Origin of the sequence: Ectothiorhodospira shaposhnikovii (assembly GCF_047222355.1) — a bacterium.
In the GTDB taxonomy this organism is placed as follows: domain Bacteria; phylum Pseudomonadota; class Gammaproteobacteria; order Ectothiorhodospirales; family Ectothiorhodospiraceae; genus Ectothiorhodospira.
Window position 1 is genome coordinate 3,095,587 of sequence record NZ_CP178333.1, and the last position, 21,786, is coordinate 3,117,372.

The 21,786-nt window shown below is 64.8% G+C and carries 17 protein-coding genes and 1 tRNA gene; 14 read left to right on the plus strand and 4 right to left on the minus strand.

The features are described 5' to 3' along the window. Nucleotides 1-205 precede the first annotated feature (205 nt). The 3 genes from ACLF6L_RS14215 (at nucleotide 206) to ACLF6L_RS14225 (ending at nucleotide 7,457) form a co-directional block, all read left to right on the plus strand. Nucleotides 206-2,452 carry a S8 family serine peptidase gene (locus tag ACLF6L_RS14215; protein ID WP_412851920.1) on the plus strand — a complete coding sequence of 749 codons (2,247 nt, stop codon included), beginning with the start codon at nucleotides 206-208 and terminating at the stop codon, nucleotides 2,450-2,452. Between the two features lie 404 nt (nucleotides 2,453-2,856). Beyond that, nucleotides 2,857-5,664 (plus strand): hypothetical protein, encoded by a 2,808-nt coding sequence (locus ACLF6L_RS14220; protein ID WP_412851921.1) that lies wholly within the window; start codon nucleotides 2,857-2,859, stop codon nucleotides 5,662-5,664. Between the two features lie 56 nt (nucleotides 5,665-5,720). Then, complete coding sequence (locus ACLF6L_RS14225) at nucleotides 5,721-7,457, plus strand: hypothetical protein (protein WP_412851922.1); 1,737 nt, start codon at nucleotides 5,721-5,723, stop codon at nucleotides 7,455-7,457. A gap of 137 nt (nucleotides 7,458-7,594) precedes the next feature. Here ACLF6L_RS14225 and ACLF6L_RS14230 read toward each other — a convergent pair. Beyond that, nucleotides 7,595-7,671: transfer RNA gene (locus tag ACLF6L_RS14230), tRNA-Pro, on the minus strand. Nucleotides 7,672-7,754: 83 nt separating this feature from the next. Then, nucleotides 7,755-8,723 (minus strand): octaprenyl diphosphate synthase, encoded by a 969-nt coding sequence (gene ispB, locus ACLF6L_RS14235; RefSeq protein WP_238616380.1) that lies wholly within the window; start codon nucleotides 8,721-8,723, stop codon nucleotides 7,755-7,757. Between the two features lie 167 nt (nucleotides 8,724-8,890). Between ispB and rplU the strand changes: the two genes are divergently transcribed. The 4 genes from rplU to proB all read left to right on the plus strand — a co-directional run bounded on the left by rplU (nucleotide 8,891) and on the right by proB (nucleotide 11,771). Further along, nucleotides 8,891-9,202 (plus strand): 50S ribosomal protein L21, encoded by a 312-nt coding sequence (gene rplU / locus ACLF6L_RS14240; RefSeq protein ID WP_090207490.1) that lies wholly within the window; start codon nucleotides 8,891-8,893, stop codon nucleotides 9,200-9,202. Nucleotides 9,203-9,219: 17 nt separating this feature from the next. After that, nucleotides 9,220-9,477 (plus strand): 50S ribosomal protein L27, encoded by a 258-nt coding sequence (rpmA, locus tag ACLF6L_RS14245; protein ID WP_412851923.1) that lies wholly within the window; start codon nucleotides 9,220-9,222, stop codon nucleotides 9,475-9,477. A gap of 160 nt (nucleotides 9,478-9,637) precedes the next feature. Beyond that, the gene (gene cgtA / locus ACLF6L_RS14250; RefSeq protein ID WP_238616382.1) at nucleotides 9,638-10,672 is read left to right on the plus strand and encodes an Obg family GTPase CgtA; all 1,035 of its coding nucleotides are present in this window, start codon (nucleotides 9,638-9,640) and stop codon (nucleotides 10,670-10,672) included. After that, nucleotides 10,644-11,771, plus strand: coding sequence for a glutamate 5-kinase (proB, locus tag ACLF6L_RS14255; RefSeq protein ID WP_008931408.1), 1,128 nt, complete (start codon nucleotides 10,644-10,646; stop codon nucleotides 11,769-11,771). The genes cgtA and proB overlap by 29 nt, the downstream gene beginning before the upstream one ends. Nucleotides 11,772-11,871: 100 nt before the next feature. On the opposite strand, the gene rpsT is transcribed toward proB, so the two are convergent. Further along, a complete protein-coding gene (gene rpsT, locus ACLF6L_RS14260) occupies nucleotides 11,872-12,132 on the minus strand; it encodes a 30S ribosomal protein S20 (protein ID WP_008931409.1) in 261 nt (86 codons plus the stop codon). Nucleotides 12,133-12,358: 226 nt separating this feature from the next. Here rpsT and ACLF6L_RS14265 point away from each other — a divergent pair, with 226 nt between their 5' ends. The 7 genes from ACLF6L_RS14265 to ispH all read left to right on the plus strand — a co-directional run bounded on the left by ACLF6L_RS14265 (nucleotide 12,359) and on the right by ispH (nucleotide 20,418). After that, nucleotides 12,359-12,889 carry a DsrE family protein gene (locus tag ACLF6L_RS14265; protein ID WP_412851924.1) on the plus strand — a complete coding sequence of 177 codons (531 nt, stop codon included), beginning with the start codon at nucleotides 12,359-12,361 and terminating at the stop codon, nucleotides 12,887-12,889. Between the two features lie 100 nt (nucleotides 12,890-12,989). After that, nucleotides 12,990-14,543: a murein biosynthesis integral membrane protein MurJ gene (gene murJ, locus ACLF6L_RS14270; protein WP_412851925.1), complete on the plus strand. Its 1,554-nt coding sequence runs from the start codon at nucleotides 12,990-12,992 to the stop codon at nucleotides 14,541-14,543. Nucleotides 14,544-14,607: 64 nt separating this feature from the next. After that, the gene (gene ribF / locus ACLF6L_RS14275) at nucleotides 14,608-15,564 is read left to right on the plus strand and encodes a bifunctional riboflavin kinase/FAD synthetase (RefSeq protein ID WP_412851926.1); all 957 of its coding nucleotides are present in this window, start codon (nucleotides 14,608-14,610) and stop codon (nucleotides 15,562-15,564) included. 12 nt (nucleotides 15,565-15,576) lie between these two features. Then, nucleotides 15,577-18,399 (plus strand): isoleucine--tRNA ligase, encoded by a 2,823-nt coding sequence (gene ileS / locus ACLF6L_RS14280; RefSeq protein ID WP_238616386.1) that lies wholly within the window; start codon nucleotides 15,577-15,579, stop codon nucleotides 18,397-18,399. 73 nt (nucleotides 18,400-18,472) lie between these two features. Continuing rightward, the gene (gene lspA, locus ACLF6L_RS14285) at nucleotides 18,473-18,952 is read left to right on the plus strand and encodes a signal peptidase II (protein WP_238616387.1); all 480 of its coding nucleotides are present in this window, start codon (nucleotides 18,473-18,475) and stop codon (nucleotides 18,950-18,952) included. Then, nucleotides 18,949-19,383 (plus strand): FKBP-type peptidyl-prolyl cis-trans isomerase, encoded by a 435-nt coding sequence (locus ACLF6L_RS14290; protein WP_412851927.1) that lies wholly within the window; start codon nucleotides 18,949-18,951, stop codon nucleotides 19,381-19,383. The genes lspA and ACLF6L_RS14290 overlap by 4 nt, the downstream gene beginning before the upstream one ends. Before the next feature lie 90 nt (nucleotides 19,384-19,473). Beyond that, entirely contained in the window at nucleotides 19,474-20,418 is a 945-nt protein-coding gene (gene ispH / locus ACLF6L_RS14295) for a 4-hydroxy-3-methylbut-2-enyl diphosphate reductase (protein WP_008931416.1), read from the plus strand. 95 nt (nucleotides 20,419-20,513) lie between these two features. On the opposite strand, the gene ACLF6L_RS14300 is transcribed toward ispH, so the two are convergent. Further along, nucleotides 20,514-21,767 carry an ammonium transporter gene (locus tag ACLF6L_RS14300; protein WP_238616392.1) on the minus strand — a complete coding sequence of 418 codons (1,254 nt, stop codon included), beginning with the start codon at nucleotides 21,765-21,767 and terminating at the stop codon, nucleotides 20,514-20,516. Between the last annotated feature and the right edge of the window lie 19 nt (nucleotides 21,768-21,786).

Below are 21,786 nucleotides of genomic sequence, written 5' to 3' on the forward strand. Positions count from 1 at the left end.
ATGTATGGTGTCATAAGATTCATCGGTGTCGGAACATCATCATGCAAACGTTATCATGCCTGGGGCTTGATGACGCCGGACTATCCACCCCGAAGGTGCATCAAACTCCCCGCGGATAGCAGACTGCCGCCCTCAAGTCATGCAAAGATATCTCTCCCGACGCAAGCATTCATTCGGCCCTCTCGTCACCAAGGGACCTCCAGCCTTGACAAGACCCCTGCAATGCCTGGCCCTGTGTCTGGGTCTGCTGGCACCCGCCCTTTCCGGACAGGTGTCGCAGCCTCCGCACCACTTGGATACCTCACATCCCCCGCAGGCCCGGGATGGCATAAGGATCGAAGCCGAGGATATCCTCATCCAGCTCAAGAATGATCCCGACGCGGCCTTTGTCATTGCCACCCGCAAGGATGGCCTCGGCCCCAGAACCCTGCGCCGGGGATGGCGTCGGGCGCATATCCCCCCCGGCATGGATCTGGAATCGGCAATCCTCTGGTACCGCCAGCAACCCGGTGTCGCCCATGCCGAACCCAACTACCGTGTTCGCCTGACCTCCCTGTATCCCAATGACCCCCTGTTCAATGAGCAGTGGGCCCTGCTCGACAGTGACAATCCTCATCATATCCGGGCACCGGAAGCCTGGGGCCTGTCCACGGATGCGGCGCGGATCGTGGTCGGTGTGCTCGACTCAGGGATCGACTACGAACACGAAGACCTGCGCGACAACATCTGGCAAAACCCGAATCCACAGACCGAATTCGACTGCCCCGGACGTCGGGCCGAAGGCCTGGGGTGCTATCCGGATGACCGCAACGGCTGGAACTTCGTCAGCAACCGTTCAGCCACCCCTCCCGGCAACGATCCAATGGACGACAACGGGCATGGCACCCATGTCGCCGGCATCATCGGCGCACGGGGCGACAACGCACAGGGGATCACCGGCATCAACTGGCGGGCAAGCCTGCTCCCACTCAAATTCCTCGCGGCGGACGGCACCGGCCTGGTCTCCGACGCAATCGAAGCGATCTACTATGCCGCCGAGAACGGCCGAACGCACATCATCAACGCCAGCTACGAGTATCGCGGTAGCTCTCAGGCCGAATATGAGGCCATCGCCTACGCCCGCGAACAAGGGGTCATCCTGGTGGCGGCGGCCGGCAACAGCGGCCTGGATCTGGATCGGAGCCCCGTCTTCCCCGCCGCCCACCGACTGGACAACATCATCGTGGTTGCAGCCAGCACACGGGATGGCGCCAGGCTACGCTCCAGCAACTACGGCGCCGGCACCGTCCACCTCTCCGCGCCCGGCCAGGACATCCTCAGCACCTGGCCGGTGACAAGAAGCTGCGGCAACTCACCGGCACCGGGCTACTGCCGCCAGACCGGCACTTCCATGGCCGCCCCCATGGTCACCGGCGCGGCTGCCCTGCTCTGGGCTCATGACCCGGCGCTGACCCGGGCGGACTGGAAGCTGGTGCGGGAGCGGGTATTGCTGACGGTCGCGCCCATGGCCCCCCCGCATCCCACCCTGAGCGGCGGCCTGCTTGATCTCTCCGCACTGCTCCACACCGATCCTGCCACCCTGCCCCCGTTTCAACCCACCCACCTGCAAGGTGCCGGTACCTCGTCGGGCATACAACTGGAATGGCTGACTAACAGCACGCGGGCGGATCACCTGGAAATCCAGCGCTGCCTTCGTCATGGGACAACCGAGGGTCGCTGCGAAACCAACGATTTTCTGCCCCTGGTGACACATGCAGATGGTCAGATGACACACTACCTTGATCCATCCGCCCAACTCTCGGAAGCCACCGCCTACGAATATCGGATACGTGTCGGGAACAACGCGGGCCTGTCGGACTGGTCCCCGGTCCTGAGCCTTGAAACGCCGCCCCTGCCCCCCTCCGCATTGACGGTGGAACCCACCCGTGACGGCATTCGGTTGCGCTGGCGCAACCATTCCGAACACGCCCAGTGGCTGCAAGTGGACCGACGCATCGGGAACGGTGCCTATCAGGCGCTGGCCCGCCTCTCACCCCGAAACGACACCTACCTGGATCCAGCGGGCGACATGGGCGATGTCCAGTTACGCTACCGACTCTGTGCCGGCCATGACGCCACCGGCTGCTCCGAATACCTGTTCAGCCGTTCCGTTTCCACCCTGCACGGTGAAGACGGTAAGGGCAGTGATAACCGCGGTGATGATCGCCAGCGATGCCTGGCATCCGCCGCGCTAGGAGGTAGTCAGCATGCCCGGGCGGAAGCCACATTGACCGAGCTTCGCAACTTCCGGGATGAAAGACTGGCCTCGACAGCCTGGGGTAGACGGATCATCGCGGAGTACTATCGCATCAGCCCGACGCTGGTCCGCTGGATGGGCAGACATGAGACCCTGGAAACCCTGGTCGGCGGCGGACTCATCGCGGCAGGAGTCAGCCTTAGTAAAATTCCCTGAATTTTCAAAACCCTGCCCCATGGGTTTACAAAAGGTTGACGCCCTGAGCCATCAGGGTGACACCCAGTCGACTATCCGGATTTGCCGACCAGGCCCATAGTCATGAGTGATGATCATCTTCCATGGCATCAAGGGGGGCATACCGATTCGGATCGGCACCAGGCCGGCTTCGAATATCTGCCTGTCGTCCTCGCATACCCCGCCAACAGCACCGTTTATCGGTATGCCACCCCCTTTTGTCCACAGTTCATGGGGATATGGGGAACTCGGTGCTAGCTATTTAGCAGAGTCCGGCTTTTTCGGCGCTTTTTCACGCTCGCTCCCGCGCTTTTCTCAAAGACACCCGCTTTCGCCAGACAAAACCGGGTGTCGTACATGCCTCGGCCATTAAGGAGACACACCCGATGACCGTACCTAATCAAAGAAACAGGGCAAGATTCACGCCCCATGGCGCGATCACCGCGCTCAAGATCAGCAGCTCACTGGCGCTGATGGTCACACTGGCCGCGTGTGGCGGCGGTGGTGGTAATGACCCAAAACCAGAGACCCCCACTCCGGGAGAACCGCCGGTATCATCGGCCGGCACCGCATTCCAGGTATCCGGCCAGATCATCGCGGGGGATGATCGCAGTGGTGCCGCCGGCGCCACCGGTGCCATTGCCTCCCAAGCCACGATGGGCGCGCGCAATCTGCGCGCGGCGCCCATCGAGGATGCCACCATCCGCGTCTGGCTCTACAACGGCTCCACCAGGGATCCGGCCAATCGGCTCAACGATGAGCCCGTCACCGGCACCACCGACGAGAACGGTCGCTTCACCCTGATCGTACCCGAAGCGTTTGGCAACGCCGACCGGATCCTGGCGGAAGTCGTTCGTGAAGGCTACATCCAGACCAGCCGAATCTTCCGCGACCTGCAGCCCGGCACCCAGGTCACCCTGGATCTGGCACTGGCGGCGGAGCAGGTGGCCGTGCAGGCCGTGGACAACGTGGTCTTCAATGCCAGCGGACAGGCCGTCCTGCAGTTCGGCGTGGTACGCCGGGGTGACGGCAGTCGTGCCGTCGTGGCCGGCGGGGCCTTGGCCGCCGCCAGCGACGATGATGTCGAGGTACAGCTGGAAATTCCGGCAGCCCGAGTGGGTGAGGGTACCAGCGCGGTGACCGCCGCCATGGCCTACTTTGATCCCAGCGTGGCCGCCGACGCGGAGGCCTTCCCCGGCGACTTTGTCGGCACCGGTAATTTCGGGGCCGGACTGGACGGCGTCACCCTGGACCCGGACGCCATCGGCAGCGGTAGCGCTTCCGGGGCACAGGAAGTGCCTGAAGAGTATCGTCTGATTTCCACCGCCTTCACCCAGCTGCGTCTGTCGGATCAGGACGGCAACAATCTGGCGGTGGACTTCGGCAACAACGACCCGGCCATCGCGTCGGAGGGCAACCCGTCGGTGCTGCTGCGCGTCCCCCCCGGCACCTACAACACCATCACCCAGGACCATGATGAAGACATGGCAGGCATCCAGGTCCCCATCTACCTGTACACCGGCGGAAGCTGGAAATATGCCGGGCCGGCCACCCTGGAGACGGACCGTGACGGCACCCTGTACGACGGTGGCGTCGATCCGGTGGCCTTCGATGGCACCCTCTACGCCCGCCTGGAGATCAACGACGGCAACAGCTGGGTCAGCTGGCTGAACATCGACTGGCCCATCGTGGTCGGTGATGTCACCGATTACTGCGCCGCGGCCGACATCCGCTTTGGCCAAGGCGATGCCACCACGCCCTTCAGCGGCACGGTGAACATCTCGCTGCCGGATGGGGGCCGCCAGTGGACCCATGTGAGCAACGGGCAGCTGCGCTTCACCACCCTGGCCGCCGACAATCTCTCCCTGAGTGGCTGGGAGTTCACCCTCTGGAACCCCAGAGCCCTGCGGACGGAAACCCTGGCGATCACGCCGATCCAGGGTACTGACTGCGCAGCGTCGACCATCACCCTGGAAAACCCCTATACCTGTCGTCTGGAAGGTCAGGTCCTGCGAGGGGACACACCGGTCGCCAACCGCTCCGTCACCGCCCAGGGCGGCCGTTTCTGGCAATCCACTCGTTCCGGTCAGGATGGGGGATTTGACTTTGATGTGCCCTGCGGCGTGGACATGAACGTACGTACGGGCAATGTCCAGGCAGACTTCAACGTCAACGGCACACTCACCAATCCGGAGCTGACCGACGACGGCATCACCGTCGAAGTGGCCCTGGAGGTGCCCAATCAGGCGCCGACCCTGAGCATGTCCGCTCCCGCCACGGGCATTGTGGGCCAGTCCCTTGGCCTGCAGGTGACCGCCTGGGACGCCGACGGCGACACGATCACTCTGACCTGCGTCAGCAATAATTGCGGTGATTTCACCTCGCAGACCGCGGAAGGCGGCTACCTCAGCCGTACCATCCGGTTTGCACCAGACGCGGCGGGTGGACTGGATGTGGTGCTGGAAGCCACCGACAGCCAGGGCGCCAGCTCCGGCGAACTCAGCCGCACGATCCAGATCGATCCAGTGGGTAACCGCACCCCGCGCATCACCCGAGTCAGCCGGACCGTCGACGGACAGACCGCGGACCTGCGCTGCAGCGGCACCAGCTTCAACCTGAGCTGTGTGGACAACGGCGTCCGTGAAGGCCGCGATGTCACCTACACCGCCTATGCCCATGACCCGGATGGCGACACCCTGAGCTTTGACTGGACTCAGGGTGAACAGCCCATGGCGGTTTCGGTTCAGAGCGATGCCTTCACGATCATCGATGCCGCCAGCGGACGGATCACGGTGACGGCCAACGATGGCCAGGCTACCGCCACGGCCAACATCAACCTCACCGTAGTAGAAAATCAGCCACCGGAGATCCTCTCCGCCTCGGTCACCCCCAACACCGTTCCCGCCACGGAAACGGCGCCCGAGCGCAACGCACAGGCCATCCACCTGCGGGCACGGGCCATTGATGACTTCACCCCGGATGACGCCCTGGACTACTTCTGGGACGTGATGCTGGATGACGTCGTGGCCTGGCAGGGTGAAGGCGCCGAAACCACTATCCCGACCGGAGAACTGGCGCCGGGTCGTTACACCGTCAGACTCACCGCGGTCGACGGCGACGAGGCCGAAACCACCCGCGATCTCAGCCTGCGGGTCACCGCCGACCGGGCCGATGTGGAGGTGATCATCCAATGAGCATCCATACACAGACACCGCCCACTCTGAAAGCTCAGAACAAGGAGACAAGGGCCATGCAGACGCAGATCCCTTTCCGCAAGACCCTGCTGGCCACCCTGGTGGCCGCCGGGATCGGCCTGACCGGGTGCAACTCCGACACCGGCAACACCCAGGCACAGTCAAACGCCAACCTGCCGGGCAGTGCCGTGGTGGCGGTCAGCGCCAGGCTGCCGGACAGCGGCGATGCCCAGGCAAGCTACATCGATACCACAACCCAATTGATCGAGGTCCGTGCCTTCCCCTTCCCCTACGGCTCCTGGGATGAACTGGCGGAGCGCCTCGGCGACTTCGACCATGGCTACCATGGTGATCAGGAAGGGCTTTGGATAGACTGGGAAAATCCGGTCAACAGCACGACCCTCACTGCCGACAACCCCCGAGGCGAGATCGCCCTTACCCCGGGTACCTACCTGATCGTGGCCGGCAGCTGGTCTGATGGCGACACATCGGGCGACCCCCTCTCGGGCAGCGCGACCCTGGTGAACCTGGACAAGGGCGAGCATCAGGTGGCGTTGAACATGCTGCGTGCCACCTGGGACATCGACGGCACCCTCAACCTGCAGGAACTGAACAATGCCCGGGGGTTTGACTGGGCGCCGGGCCGGGCAGGCACCCAGAGCCCGGCGGCGATGCTGGGCCTGGGCAACCGGCTCACCGGAGTGCACATCCTGTTCAAGGGCGGAGACGAGCACCATTACGACTGGGAAGACAGCTTCTTCGGCCTGGGATTCCTGCCGGGCCTGTCCCAGGGCGTGGTCTGGGGCACCAACACCGACCAGGGCTGGGTGACACCCGGCTGGGGCTGGGATGAGGCATGGGACGAAGACGACGAATTCAACGATGAAGAATCCGTCGGAATCGACTGGTACGTGGGCAGTACCGGCGCCCTGCTCCAGGACTATGCCCCGGAATCCGGCAACCGGGCCTTCGTGGTGCTGCCCGAGATGTATATCGAGGCCTATCGCGACAACTGGCAAGAGGATGAATGGCAATGGCGGGAAGCCGGCCTGTTCGCCCTGAGCCTCCCCATGCTGGAAATGCTTGATGGAGACAACGAGTACTCCAGTACCTACCAGACCCAGGTCTGCGACCCGGACGGTCTCAACTGTGAATTACGCTGGGTCGCCTGGCAGTCGGTGGATCAGGACCTGTCGGATCTTCCCTTCGATCCGGCCACCTTGCCGGCAGGGGCCATCACCAATGGTGACACCATCGAGGTGACCTTGGTCGAATGGCAGGACCTTGACTGGGTCACGGACGGAACATGGGTGGAAAGGGACGCCCCCCCCACCCTGGATCGGGATGCCCCGAGCCCTGCCCGGGCCACGGCCGCCGCCCAGCGCCAGGCCCATCAGGCAGACAAGCAGACGCGTCTTGGCCAGGCCCTACAACGGGCCAGGTTTGCCCAACAGCAGACCCCCGGCAGTGCCGTCACCACCAATTGCTATACCATCGCGTTCGAGGACCTTTACTGGAACGCGCAGTTCATCTGGGACGAGGAACGTGGCCAGTGGATACCCGGCACACTGGAGTGGACATCCTTCGGTCAGGCTTTTTTCCATGAAAACCAGTTCCGTGACCCGGAAACCGGTGAACTGCAGGACACGTTCTTCGCCGAGACCAGCAGTGGCGAGACCCGTGCCTGTGTCCACGAAGTCACCCTCAAGGCCAGACAGCTGGATGCCGGCTTCCAGGAGAGCTTCCCCGGATTTTTCGGTGACGGCTCTGACACCACCCCGATACTTCGGTGACGCCGCCCCTGAAACCTCACGGGGCTAGCCACTGACATTCCGACGACACCAGGCCCGGCTCAGTCCGGGCCTTTTTTGCGCCTGAATTCACGCATGAAAAAAGCCCCGACACTTTCGTGTCGGGGCTTTTTCGATACTGGTCGGAGTGAAAGGATTCGAACCTTCGACCCCCGCCTCCCGAAGACGGTGCTCTACCAGGCTGAGCTACACTCCGTAAACTGACTCTCGGGCCGTTGGCCCCGGGAAGCTGCGTATTCTGCTACGAGATGCGTAAAAAGTCCAACATCTCATTCAATGCTAGAACACACGCCCCACGGAAAAATGGGCCAGGGCAGCCATGGCATCCCGGTGGGGGCTGGGGGGCAGCACCGACAGGCTCTCCACCGCCCGCCGGGCCTCGGCCTCGGCCACCTGGCGGGTGTAGTCGATGGAGCCAGTGGACTGGATGACTTTCAGCACCCGGTCCGCATGCTCCCGCCCGCCCTGCTCGATGGCTTCGCGGATCACGGCGGCGTCTTCGGCATTGCCCACTCGCATGGCATGGATCAGCGGCAGGGTGGGCTTGCCTTCGGCCAGGTCGTCGCCCATGTTCTTGCCCATCTCCTCCTTGCTGCTGCTGTAGTCCATCACGTCGTCGATGAGCTGGAAGGCGGTACCCAGATGCATGCCGTAGGCCGCAAGGGACGCTTCCGCCGGATCCGGCAGCTCCGCCAGCACCGGCCCCAGACGACTGGCGGCATCGAACAGCTTGGCCGTCTTGGACTGGATCACGTGCATGTAGCGCGCTTCCGTGGTGTCCGCGTCGTGGCAGTTGATGAGCTGCATCACCTCGCCCTCGGCGATGGTGCTGGTGGTATGGGAGAGGATCTGCATGGCGCGCATGTTGCCGATGGCCACCAGACGCTCGAAGGAACGGGAATAGAGATAGTCCCCCACCAGGACGCTGGCCTCGTTGCCGAACAGGGCGTTGGCCGTCTCGCGCCCCCGGCGCAGTTCCGAGGCGTCCACTACGTCGTCATGCAGCAGCGTGGCGGTGTGAATGAACTCGATCACCGCCGCCAACTCGATGTGATGTCGGCCCTGGTAGCCACAGGCACCGGCGGAAAGCAGCACCATCATGGGCCGCAGCCGCTTGCCGCCGCCACTGATGATGTAGTGGCCCAGCTGGTTGATGAGCACCACCGGAGAGGACAGCAGCTCCAGGATGCAGGCATCCACCGCCTTCATGTCATCGGCGATCAGGTCGCGAATCTGGTTAAGGTCCATGGGTGGTAATCGTTCGCTCGGGCAGGAAACCTCGGGCATGCTAGGAAGCGAGCTGTTCAGTGTCAAGGCGTGTCCTGGGGTTTTGGTGTTTTCAGTATTTGACCACTGCTTGCGGTCAAGGTAAACTTCCGCGTCTTTGGATTCGACCCTTTCTGGAGATCAACAAGATGTACGCGGTTATCGCTACCGGTGGCAAGCAGTACCGGGTTGCCCAAGGTGACGTGATCCGGGTCGAGAAGCTCGACGCGGAATCCGGCGCCTCAGTGGAATTCGACAACGTCCTGCTGGTCGGCAGCGGCGAAGACGTCAAGGTTGGCGCACCCTTCGTGGAAGGCGGCAAGGTGACCGCGTCCGTCAAGTCCCATGGACGTGCCGACAAGGTGGAAATCATCAAGTTCCGTCGTCGCAAGCACTCCCGCAAGCGCATGGGGCATCGCCAGCATTTCACCGAGGTGGAGATCACTTCCATCTCCGGTTGATGAAGAGGTAACTTGAAATGGCACACAAGAAGGCAGGCGGCAGCACTCGTAACGGCCGCGACTCAGAAAGCAAGCGCCTTGGCGTCAAGCGCTTCGGCGGTCAGATCGTGCTCGCGGGCAACATCCTGGTCCGTCAGCGCGGCACCCAGTTCCACCCCGGCGTGAACGTGGGCTGCGGCAAGGATCACACCCTGTTCGCCAAGACCGACGGCAAAGTGGTGTTCGAGACCAAGGGTCCGAAGAACCGCAAGTTCGTGAGCGTGGTACCGGCCTGACCGGTCACCCGCAGGGTCGAGACATACCCTCGAAAAGCCCCGGTTTCCGGGGCTTTTTTCGTCACGGACCTCGACCCGACGGCCTGACAGGACCGGCCGATGGGACTATCATCCCGACTCAAGTATCGCGCCTTACCCACCCAACCCAACCGGTCATGCCATGAAATTCGTCGACGAAGCCACCATCAAGGTCAAAGCCGGTGACGGCGGTAACGGCTGCGTCAGCTTTCGCCGTGAAAAATACGTGCCCTTCGGCGGCCCCGACGGCGGCGACGGCGGCGACGGCGGCTCCGTCTACCTGGTGGCCAGCCACGACCTGAACACCCTGGCGGACTTTCGCTTCCAGCGCTTTTATGAAGCCCAGCGGGGCGAGAACGGCCGCAGCCGCAACATGACCGGCCAGTCCGGCGCCGACCTGGAGGTATCCGTCCCCGTGGGCACCCTGTGCCACGACGCGGAAACCGACGAGCTCATCGGCGACCTGGTGGAGCACGGCCAGCGCCTGCTGGTGGCCCAGGGCGGCTTTCACGGCCTGGGCAATGCCCGCTACAAGAGCTCGGTGAATCGCGCCCCGCGCCAGTCCAAGCCCGGCACTCCCGGAGAGTTGCGCCAGCTGCGCCTGGAGCTGAAGGTACTGGCGGACGTGGGCCTGCTGGGTCTGCCCAACGCCGGCAAGTCCACCCTGATATCCCAGGTCTCCGGCGCCCACCCCAAGGTGGCCGATTACCCCTTCACCACCCTGCACCCCAACCTGGGCGTGGTGCGGGTGGGCCCCCTGCAGAGCTTCGTCATGGCCGACATCCCCGGCCTGATCGAAGGCGCCGCGGACGGGGCCGGCCTGGGCATCCAGTTCCTCAAGCACCTGTCCCGCAATCGGCTGTTGCTGCACCTGGTGGATATCGACCCACCGAACCCGGACGATACCCCGGAGCGGGCCGTCCGGATCATCGAGCACGAGATGCAGCAGTACGACCCGGAATTGCTGGAACGCCCTCGCTGGCTGGTGATCAACAAGGTCGACCTGATCCCCGCCGAAGCGCGGGAGGCACGCTGCCGGGCACTGGTGGAAGCCCTGGAGTGGACCGGCCCGGTATTCACCCTCTCCGCAGCCACCGGAGAGGGCACCGAAGCCCTGATTCAACATGTCATGAGATACCTGGAAGAACATGGCACCGACACGTCAACAGCTGGGTAAGGCCCGCCGCTGGGTCGTCAAGATCGGCTCGGCCCTGATCACCGATGAAGGCCGGGGCCTGGATCTGCCGGCCCTGGAAGACTGGGCCGAGCAGGTGGCCCGGCTGACCCAGGCCGGCCACGAAGTGGTGCTGGTGTCATCCGGCGCCGTGGCCGAAGGGATGAGCCGCCTGGGATGGATCGAGCGCCCCCACGCCCTGCACGAACTGCAGGCCGCCGCCGCCGTGGGCCAGATGGGCCTGGTGCAGGCCTACGAAAGCCGCTTCCAGCGTCACGGCCTGCATGCCGCCCAGGTGCTGCTCACCCACGAAGACCTGGCGGATCGGCGCCGCTACCTCAACGCCCGCAGCACCCTGCGCACCCTGCTGCGCCTGGGGGCCATTCCGGTGGTGAATGAAAACGACACCGTGGCCACGGAAGAAATCCGCTTCGGTGACAACGACACCCTGGCGGCCCTGGTCTGCAATCTGGTGGAAGCCTCGCTGCTGGTGATCCTCACCGATCAGCAGGGCCTGTATGACCGTGACCCCCGCACCCGGCCCGACGCCCAGCTGGTTTCCGAGGGGCTGGCTTCGGACCCGGAACTGCTCAAGCTGGTGGCCCCTACCTTCGGTCGCCTGGGCCGGGGCGGGATGGCCACCAAGCTCACCGCCGCCTCCCGCGCCGCCCGCTCCGGCACCCACACCCTGATCACCTCCGGCCGCAACCCGGCGGTGCTGGAGCGGATCGCCGCCGGCGAGGCGCTGGGCACCCTGCTGCGTCCGGACCGGGAGCCCATGGCGGCCCGCAAGCAGTGGATTGCAGGGCAACTGGTGTCCAAGGGTGAGCTGATCCTGGATGCCGGGGCCGCCCGGGTGATCCGCGAAGCCGGTCGCAGCCTGCTGCCGGTGGGCGTGACCCATGTGAAGGGTCGCTTCTCCCGGGGAGACGTGGTGACCTGCCTGGACCCGGATGGGCGGGCGGTGGCACGCGGGCTGGTGAACTATGCCGCGGACGAGGCGCGCCGGATCATGCGCCGCAAGGCGGAAGAGATCGAGTCCATCCTGGGCTATGTGGATGAGCCGGAGCTGATCCACCGGGACAACCTGGTCCTGGTTTAGGGCGGGCCGAAGGAAGAAGAGACAAAGAAAAAGCCCGGCATCAGCCGGGCTTTTTCCGAGAGACCCATCGTGACGGCCGGTAGAAACCGGCCCGCCGGCATCACATCTGGCGGATGCGGGCGTTCAGGCGGCTCTTGTGACGCGCAGCCTTGTTGGCATGAATGATACCCTTGGTGACGGTCTTGTCGATCACCGGCACGGCGGCCTGGTAGGCGGATGCCGCACCGTCCTTGTCGCCGGCACGCACGGCCTTCAGCACCTTCTTGACGGCGGTGCGGAAGCGCGAACGCGTAGCCATGTTGCGCTGGCGATTGGTCTCGGCCTGGCGGGCACGCTTGCGAGCGGAGGCGATGTTAGCCAAGGTGAATCTCCTGAAAAATCGGGTCAGTTCCGGAAAAGGACGGAAGTTTGCATGGAATGCAAGGGGATGTCAACCGCGAGCCATGCTGGGCGGGGTTATCGCGGCAGCATAACGCAATCACGGGCGGCATGGCTATCGTCCCGATGCCCGCAAGCCGACATGACCCGAACCTGAACCAAGGACAACAACACCCATGGAAGGTCATCACCACCAGAGGAGCACATACATGTCATACACCCTGTCATCCCCGGCCACCCGGCACCGGCGCGCCATCCCGGCCTGGCTGCTGCTCGGCCTGCTGGTCATTCCCCTGGCATTACCGACCTGGCAGGCCCGGGCGGCGGAGCCGGAGGCCCGCGTGGTCTATCACGCGGATTTTGCCGATCCGCGCCGCTTCAGCGCCATGCTCACCAGCATCAACAACATGGCGGTACATTATGAAAATCAGCTGACCGATCACGACATCCGTATCGTCTTCGTCGCCCACGGCATCCGCTTCCTCACCGACGATCCCATGACCGACACCCCGTTTGCCGAGGACGAGGCCCTGGCCGCCCAGCGGGAGAACCTGAAGGGACGGCTGGGCAGCCTGGTGGCGGTGCATGGGGTCAAACTGGAGCTGTGCGACATCACCCGATCCTCGGTGAACCTGCATCGTGACGCGCTCCACGAAGGCGTCACCCTGGTGCCTTCCGGCGTGGTGCGGATCGTCGAACTGCAGAACCGCGAGGGATTTGCCTACCTCAAGATCGAATGACCGGCTGACCGGGTGTGCCCCGCGTCCCGCGGGCGCACCCGACACACCGAACCCGTGATCCTGTATCGTATCGCCCCGGTCCCAGCCACCCTCCACCCCGATGAGCCGACTCCTCAAATCCACCGCCGTGGTCAGCGGCATGACCCTGATCTCCCGCCTGTTCGGCTATCTGCGGGACATGGTGCTGGCGGTGAATTTCGGCGCCAGCGGGGCCACCGACGCCTTCTTCGTCGCCTTTCGCATCCCCAATTTTCTGCGCCGCCTGTTCGCGGAAGGGGCGTTTTCCCAGGCCTTCGTGCCGGTGTTCGCCGAATACCGGGAAAAGCGCGGGGCCAGGGAACTCAAGGATCTGCTCGATCATGTCAGTGGCGCCCTCACCCTGGTGCTGTTCCTGGTCACCCTGCTGGGCGTGCTGGCGGCACCCTTGCTGATCAGCCTGTTCGCCCCGGGGTTTCACGGCGAAGACGGACGCCATGCCCTGGCCTCGGAGATGCTGCGCATCACCTTCCCCTACCTGCTGTTCATTTCCCTCACCGCCATGGCCGGCGGCATTCTGAACAGCGTGGGTCGCTTTGCCGTGCCCGCCTTCACTCCCGTGTTCCTGAACCTCTCCCTCATCGCCGCCGCCATCTGGGGCGCCCCCCTGTTCGCGGAACCGGTGGTCGCCCTGGCCTGGGGTGTATTCATCGCCGGCGCGGTACAGCTGGCCTTCCAGATCCCGTTCCTGATGCGCGTGGGCCTGCTGCCCCGCCCTCGCCTGAAACGGGCCCATGACGGGGTCCGGCGCATCGGCCGGCTCATGTTGCCGGCCATCTTCGGTACTTCGGTGGTGCAGATCAACCTGCTGGTGGACACCCTGATCGCCTCCTTCCTGGCGGCCGGTTCCATCACCTGGCTGTATTTCTCGGACCGGTTCGTGGAGCTGCCCCTGGCCCTGTTCGGCATCGCCATCGCCACGGTGATCCTGCCCCGCCTGTCCCGGGAGCATGCCGGGGAGGACCCCATGGCCTTCAGCCGCACCCTGGACTGGGCACTGCGGCTGTCGCTGCTCATCGCCATCCCCTGTGCCCTGGGCCTGATCCTGCTGGCGGCGCCGATCCTGTCCAGCCTGATCCAGTACCAGGAATTCCTGGAGAGCGACACCCGCATGGCGGCCATGTCCCTGATGGCCTACGCCGCGGGCCTGCCGGCCTTCATCCTCATCAAGATCCTGGCCCCGGGCTATTTTTCCCGGCAGGACACGAAGACACCGGTGAAGGTGGGCATCATTGCCATGGTGGCCAACATGGTGCTGAACCTGGTCATCGTGGTGCCCTGGGTCTGGATGGACTGGCCGGGTCCCCATGCCGGCCTGGCCCTGGCCACCGCTCTGTCGGCTTACCTGAACGCCGCCCTGCTCTATCGGGGCCTACGGCGGGACAAGGTGCTGCACATCCTGCCGGGCTGGACGGGGCTGTGGTGGCGGTTGCTCCTGGCGACGGGTCTGATGACGGGGCTGCTGCTGATGTTCACCCCGGAGTTGTCCCAGTGGAGTGCCTGGATCGCCCGGGAACGGGTGCTGATGCTGCTGGGCCTGATCGGCCTGGGTGCGGCCACCTATGGCGCGGCACTGCTCGCCATGGGGGTCCGACCCAGGGCCTTCCTGCTGAAATGACCGCGCAAGCCTGTCAAAGCCCGGCCGCTCCTGAGTATACTCAGCACTTTTGCGACCAACTCCCATGGAACTGATTCGCGGTGCCCACAATCTGAGGCCCCGCCACCGGGGCTCAGTAGTCACCATCGGCAATTTCGACGGCGTCCACCTGGGGCACCAGGCCGTGCTCGGGCAACTGGCCGAGAAGGGGGCGGAACTGGGCCTGCCCACCACGGTGGTGAGCTTTGAACCCCTGCCCCGGGAATATTTCACGGGCGGCGGCGCGCCGCCCCGGCTGCAGCGTTTTCGGGACAAGCTCCTGGCCATGCGGCGCTTCTCCGTGGACCGTCTGCTGTGTCTGCGCTTCAATGCCGCCCTGGCGCGGATGTCCCCGGAAGATTTCATCCGCATCCTGCTGGTGGAAAAACTGGGGGTGCGCTACCTGGTGGTGGGAGACGATTTCCGCTTCGGCAGGCAGCGCGGTGGGGATTTCCAGACCCTGAAGGATGCCGGCAAGGTCCATGGCTTCGAGGTGGCTCACATGCACACCTTTCACATCGACGGCGAACGGGTCAGCAGCACCCGCATCCGGCGGGCGCTGGAACTGGGCCGGATGGCGGAGGCGGAAAAACTGCTGGGGCGCCCCTACCGCATCAACGGCCGGGTGATCCACGGCGACAAGCGAGGCAGGCCCCTGGGCTTTCCCACCGCCAACCTGCGCCTGGGACCAAGCCCCATGGCGGTGCGTGGAGTCTACGCGGTCGAGGTCTTCGGCCTGCCGGGGGAACCCCTGCAGGGGGTGGCCAACGCGGGCACCCGCCCCACCCTGGGCGGGGTACAGAACCGGCTGGAGGTCCATCTGTTCGATTTCGACGGGGATCTCTACGGCCGTCACCTGCACGTGGATCTGCTGCACCGCCTGCGGGACGAACAACGCTTTCCTTCACTGGATGCCCTGCGCGCGCAGATCACCCTGGACGCGGCACGGGCCCGGCAATTCTTCGCGGCCCCCACATCACCGGCGCCACGCGGGACCGACTGAGGTAATACGACATTGGCTGACTACAAAGACACCCTGAACCTGCCGCAGACCGACTTCCCCATGCGGGGCAACCTGGCCCAGCGGGAACCCAAGATGCTGGCGGACTGGCAGCAGCAGGATCTGTACCGGCAGATCCGCCAGGTCAGCGCGGGGCGTCCCCGCTTCGTCCTGGCGGACGGCCCGCCCTACGCCAACGGCGACATCCACATCGGCCACGCGGTCAACAAGATCCTCAAGGACATCATCGTCAAGAGCCGCACCCTGGCGGGTTTCGACGCCCCCTACGTCCCCGGTTGGGACTGCCACGGCCTGCCCATCGAACTGCAGGTGGAACGCAAGCTGGGCAAGACCGCCCGCGGCGCCGATGCCGCCAGCTTCCGTCAGGCCTGCCGCGCCTATGCCCATGAGCAGGTGGATCGCCAGCGGGAGGACTTCAAGCGCCTGGGCGTGCTGGGCGACTGGGACAACCCCTATCTGACCATGGACTATCCGGTGGAAGCGGACATCATCCGTGCCCTGGGGACGATCATCGAGCGGGGGCACCTGCTCAAGGGCGACAAACCGGTGCACTGGTGCGTGGACTGCGGCTCCGCCCTGGCCGAGGCGGAAGTGGAATACGAGGACAAGACCTCCCCCGCCATCGACGTGCGGTTCCGCACCCTGGACGACGAGGACGTCCTGCGGCGCCTCACCGTGCTGGATGACGCCGCCACCGGCCCTGTCTCGGTGGTGATCTGGACCACCACCCCCTGGACCCTGCCCGCCAACCAGGCGGTGGCCCTGCACCCGGAACTGGAATACGCCCTGGTGGCGGTCAACGGCGAGCGCCTGCTGCTGGCCAGAGACCTGGTGGAAACCGCCATGGGGCGCTACGGCTTCGAAGACTGGCGCATCGTCGGCCATGCCCGGGGCGCCCTGTTCGAGGGGATGCTGCTGCAACACCCCTTCTATGACCGCCAGGTACCGGTGATCCTGGGCGATCACGTCACCCTGGAAGCGGGGACCGGCGCCGTTCACACCGCCCCCGGCCATGGTCAGGACGACTACGTGGTGGGCAGTCGCTACAACCTGCCGGTGGATAACCCGGTGGGCGGCGACGGTCGCTTCCTGCCCACCACCGAGCTGTTCGCCGGTCAATCCGTGAACGAGGCCAACGGCCACATCCTCCAGCTGCTGCAAGACCGGGGCATGCTGGTGAAGATGGAGAAGATCCGCCACAGCTACCCCCATTGCTGGCGCCACAAGACCCCCATCATCTTCCGCGCCACCCCCCAGTGGTTCATCAGCATGGACAAGGCGGAGCTGCGGGAAACCGCCCTGACCGCCATCGACAAGGTGCGCTGGGTGCCCGACTGGGGCCGCGCCCGCATCGAGGGCATGGTGGCCAACCGCCCCGACTGGTGCATCTCCCGTCAGCGCAACTGGGGCGTGCCCATCCCCCTGTTCGTCAACAAGGAAACCGGCGCCCTGCACCCGGATACCCCTGCCCTGATCGAGGCCGTGGCCCGGCGGGTGGAACAGGCCGGCATCGAGGCCTGGTTCAGTCTGGACCCGCGAGAGCTGCTGGGTGAGGACGCGGACCGCTTCGACAAGCTTGGCGACACCCTGGACGTGTGGTTCGACTCCGGCGTCACCCACGCCACCGTCACCGAGCGCCGGGCCGGGCTGGGACTGCCGGCGGACCTCTACCTGGAAGGCTCCGACCAGCACCGGGGCTGGTTCCAGTCCTCCCTGCTCACCGCCGTGGCCATGCGGGGCGAAGCCCCCTACAAGGCGGTGCTGACCCATGGTTTCACGGTGGACGCCCAGGGCCAGAAGATGTCCAAGTCCAAGGGCAATGTGGTGGCGCCGCAGAAGGTGATGGACACCCTGGGGGCGGACATCCTGCGCCTGTGGGTGGCAGCCACCGACTACAGCGGCGAGATGGCGGTGTCCGACGAGATCCTCAAGCGTACCGCCGACGCCTACCGGCGCATGCGCAATACCACCCGTTTCCTGCTGGCCAACCTCAACGGCTTCGATCCGGCCCGGGATCTGCTGCCGCCGGAACAGATGCTGCCGCTGGATCGCTGGGCGGTGGACCAGGCCCTCAAGGTGCAGCGGCACGTGACCCAGGCCTACGAGCGCTACCAGTTCCACCAGATCTACCAGCGGGTCCACAACTTCTGCTCGGTGGAGATGGGCAGCTTCTACCTGGACGTGATCAAGGACCGCCAGTACACCACCCAGGCGGACAGCCGCGCCCGCCGTTCGGCCCAGACCGCCATGTACCACGTGGTGGAGGCCATGACCCGCTGGCTGGCCCCCATCCTGAGCTTCACCGCCGAGGAGATCTGGCAGCACATCCCCGGGGAGCGTCCGGCCTCGGTGCTGCTCACCACCTGGTATGAACACCTCTCCCCACTGCCGGAGGACGGCCCCCTGAGCGCTGCCGACTGGCACCGGGTGCTGGAAGTGCGTCAGCTCGTCAGTCGGGAACTGGAGAAGCTGCGGGCCGACGGTGGCATCGGCGCCTCCCTGGATGCCGAGGTGGACCTGTACTGTGACGGCCCCCTGGGGGAGATCCTGTCCCGTCTGGGCGATGAACTTCGGTTCGTGCTGATCACCTCCTATGCCCGGGTACAGGGCCGCGACCAAGCCCCCGCGGATGCCGTGACCACCACCCTCCCGGAGGGAGACGACCTGGCCATCCGGGTATCCCGGTGCGAACATCCCAAGTGCCCCCGCTGCTGGCATCACCGGGCAGATGTGGGAGCCGATGCCGGGCATCCCGAACTGTGCGGACGCTGCGTGGAGAATGTCGCGGGCGCAGGGGAACGCAGGACCTTTGCCTGATCGACACATCAGCCCTCACCCCACCCCCTCTCCCGCCCGCGTGAGAGGGGCGCCAACGGAAAGCGGAAAAAACATGATCAAATGGCTATGGCTGTCTTTTGCCGTGATCGTCCTGGACCAGATCACCAAGCGGATCGCGGAATACCAGCTGGTGCAGTTCGCACCCATGGAGATCTTGCCATTTTTGAACTTCACCCTGGTCTACAACCAGGGGGCGGCGTTCAGCTTCCTTAGTGACGCCGGCGGCTGGCAACGCTGGTTCTTCACCGTGCTTGCCATCGGCGTCAGCGTGATCCTGGTGTGGTGGATGGCCAAGCTCAAGCGGGAGGAAGTCGGAACCGCCGTGGGCCTGGCTCTGGTGGTCGGCGGCGCCATCGGCAATGTCATCGACCGGATCTGGCATGGTCATGTGATCGACTTCATCGACATGCACTATGCCGGCTACCACTGGCCCGTGTTCAACATCGCCGACAGCGCCATCACCGTGGGCGCCGTCTGGCTGATTGCCGCCAACCTGCTGCAGGGGGTCAAGCCTCCGCCCAAGGCCTCATGATCCGCCCCGGCAGCCGGGTCCGCATGCATGTCCGCCTGTGTCTGGACGACGGCACCGTGGCGGACGATACCCGCGCCGACGGGGATGAACCGGTCACCTTTACCGTGGGCGCGGGCGAACTGCTGCCGGGCCTGGAGGCCGTGGTCATGGGTCTGGCCACCGGTGACCGCCACACGGTCACCCTGCCCCCGGAGCAGGCCTACGGCTTTGCCTCGCCCCGGGCGGTGCAGACCCTGCCCAGGAATGATTTCCCCCCGGACCTGGCCCTGGCGGAAGGGCTGATCGTGGGTTTTGACACCCCCACCGGGGAGCAGATCCCCGGACTGATCCGCCGGATCGGGGAAGACGGCGTCACGGTGGACTTCAATCACCCACTGGCGGGACAGGCCATGACGGTGACGGTGGAGATCCTGGCCGTGGACCCGCCATAGCCATTTCCCCGGGGGAAAAGAGGCCATTCGAAGCCCATGGGGCAATGTTGTACACTCATCCCCCTGCCAACACACCCACCGGGTCTGACCATGCATATCCTCCTCGCCAATCCCCGCGGATTCTGCGCCGGCGTCGACCGGGCCATCGAGATCGTCGAACGGGCCCTGGATCTGTTCGGCACCCCCATCTACGTTCGTCACGAAGTGGTCCACAACCGCTACGTGGTCAATGAACTACGGGAAAAGGGCGCCATCTTCGTCGAGGAACTGGATCAGGTCCCGGATGGGGCCACGGTCATCTTCAGCGCCCACGGCGTACCCCGCACCGTGCGCGACGAGGCCCGTCGCCGGGGCCTGCGGGTCTTCGACGCCACCTGTCCGCTGGTGACCAAGGTCCACATGCAGGTGGCCCGTCATGCCGCCCGGGGCGAGGAAGTGGTCCTTATCGGCCATGCCGGTCATCCCGAGGTGGACGGCACTCTGGGCCAGTATGACCGCAGCCAGGGCGGCGAGATCTATCTGGTGGAAAACGTGGAGGCCGCCTCCCGGCTGGACGTGAAACACCCCGAAACCCTGGCCTACGTGACCCAGACCACCCTGTCCATGGACGACACCCAGGGCATCGTGGACGCCCTGCGGGCGCGCTTTCCCCACATCCAGGGCCAGCGCCGGGACGACATCTGCTACGCCACCCAGAACCGGCAGGACGCCATCAAGGCCCTGGCCGCCGAATGCGACCTGATCCTGGTGGTGGGTTCTCCCAACAGTTCCAACTCCAACCGGCTGCGGGAGATCGCCGAAAAGCTGGGGGTGGAGGCCTACCTGATCGACGGTGCCGAAGACATCCAGCCCCAGTGGCTGGAAGGCCGTCGGCGGATCGGCGTCAGTGCCGGCGCCTCCGCGCCGGAGCTGCTGGTGCAGCAGGTGCTGGATCACCTGCGGCCCCTGGGGGTGGAGACCATCGTGGAACACGAGGGACGCCCGGAAAAGGTGACCTTCTCCCTGCCCAGGGAACTGCGTCTCAAGGAGGGCTGAGGGCAGGTTACCGCCGATGCCCGGCCCGGCACCATGAAAAAAAGCGGGCGCCGATGGCGCCCGCGATCACTACACTGCCTGCAGGGATGGGACGGTTACTTGCGTCCGGCGGTGAACTCCGGATAGGCCTCCAGACCGCACTCGGCGATGTCCACGCCCTTCAGTTCGTCTTCCTCGCTCACCCGGATACCCATGGTGTACTTGAGGATCAACCAGAAGAGGATACTCATGGTGAAGACGAAGGCGAAGATGGACAGGATGCCCACCAACTGGGCCACGAAGCTGGCGTCCGGGTTGGACAGCAGCACCGCGAACACACCCCAGATACCCGCCGTACCGTGGGCGGAGATGGCGCCGGCCGGATCGTCGATCTTGATCTTGTCCAGCAGGACGATGGAGAACACCACCAGCACGCCACCGATGAAGCCGATGGTGGTGGCCAGCAACGGATGGGGCATCAGCGGTTCCGCCGTGATGGCCACCAGGCCGGCCAGGGCGCCGTTCAGACCCATGGTGAGGTCGGTCTTGCCGAACAGCAGACGGGAGGTGATCAGGGCCGCCACCACGCCGCCGGCGGCGGACAGGTTGGTGTTGGTAAAGACGCGAGCCACGGCGTTGGCGGATTCCACGTCGGACACCTTCAGCTCCGAGCCGCCGTTGAAACCGAACCAGCCCAGCCAGAGGATGAAGATACCCAGGGTGGCCAGGGGCATGTTGGCACCCGGCAGGGCGTTGATCTGCCCCTTGGGACCGTACTTGCCCTTACGAGCGCCAAGGAGCAGCACACCGGCCAGGGCCGCCACCGCACCGGTCATGTGCACGATGCCGGAACCGGCGTAGTCCAGGTAACCCAGTTCGTCCAGGAAGCCGCCGCCCCAGCTCCAGAAACCCTGGAAGGGATAGATGAAGCCGGTGAGGATCACGGCGAAGATGAGGAACGCCCAGAGCTTCATGCGCTCTGCCACGGCACCGGAGACGATGGACATGGCGGTGGCAACGAAGACCACCTGGAAGAAGAAGTCCGACAGATTGGAGTAGTAGATTTCCCCGTCGCTCAGCAGCACCTCTTCGACGGAGTTGTCCACGCTGCTCAGGATCGGCATGAAGCTCGGGATGAGGGAATTGAAGCCGTCTCCGTACATGATGTTGTAGCCGATCAGCATGTACATGATACAGGCGATGGAATACAGCGCGATGTTCTTGGTGAGAATCTCCACGGTGCTCTTGGAGCGGACCAGGCCCGCCTCCAGCATCGTGAACCCTGCGGCCATCCACATGACCAGTGCGCCGGATACGAGGAAATAGAACGTATCCAGGGCGTATGCGATTTCTATGACTTGGCTTTCCACGGTATGTCCCCCGCCGACG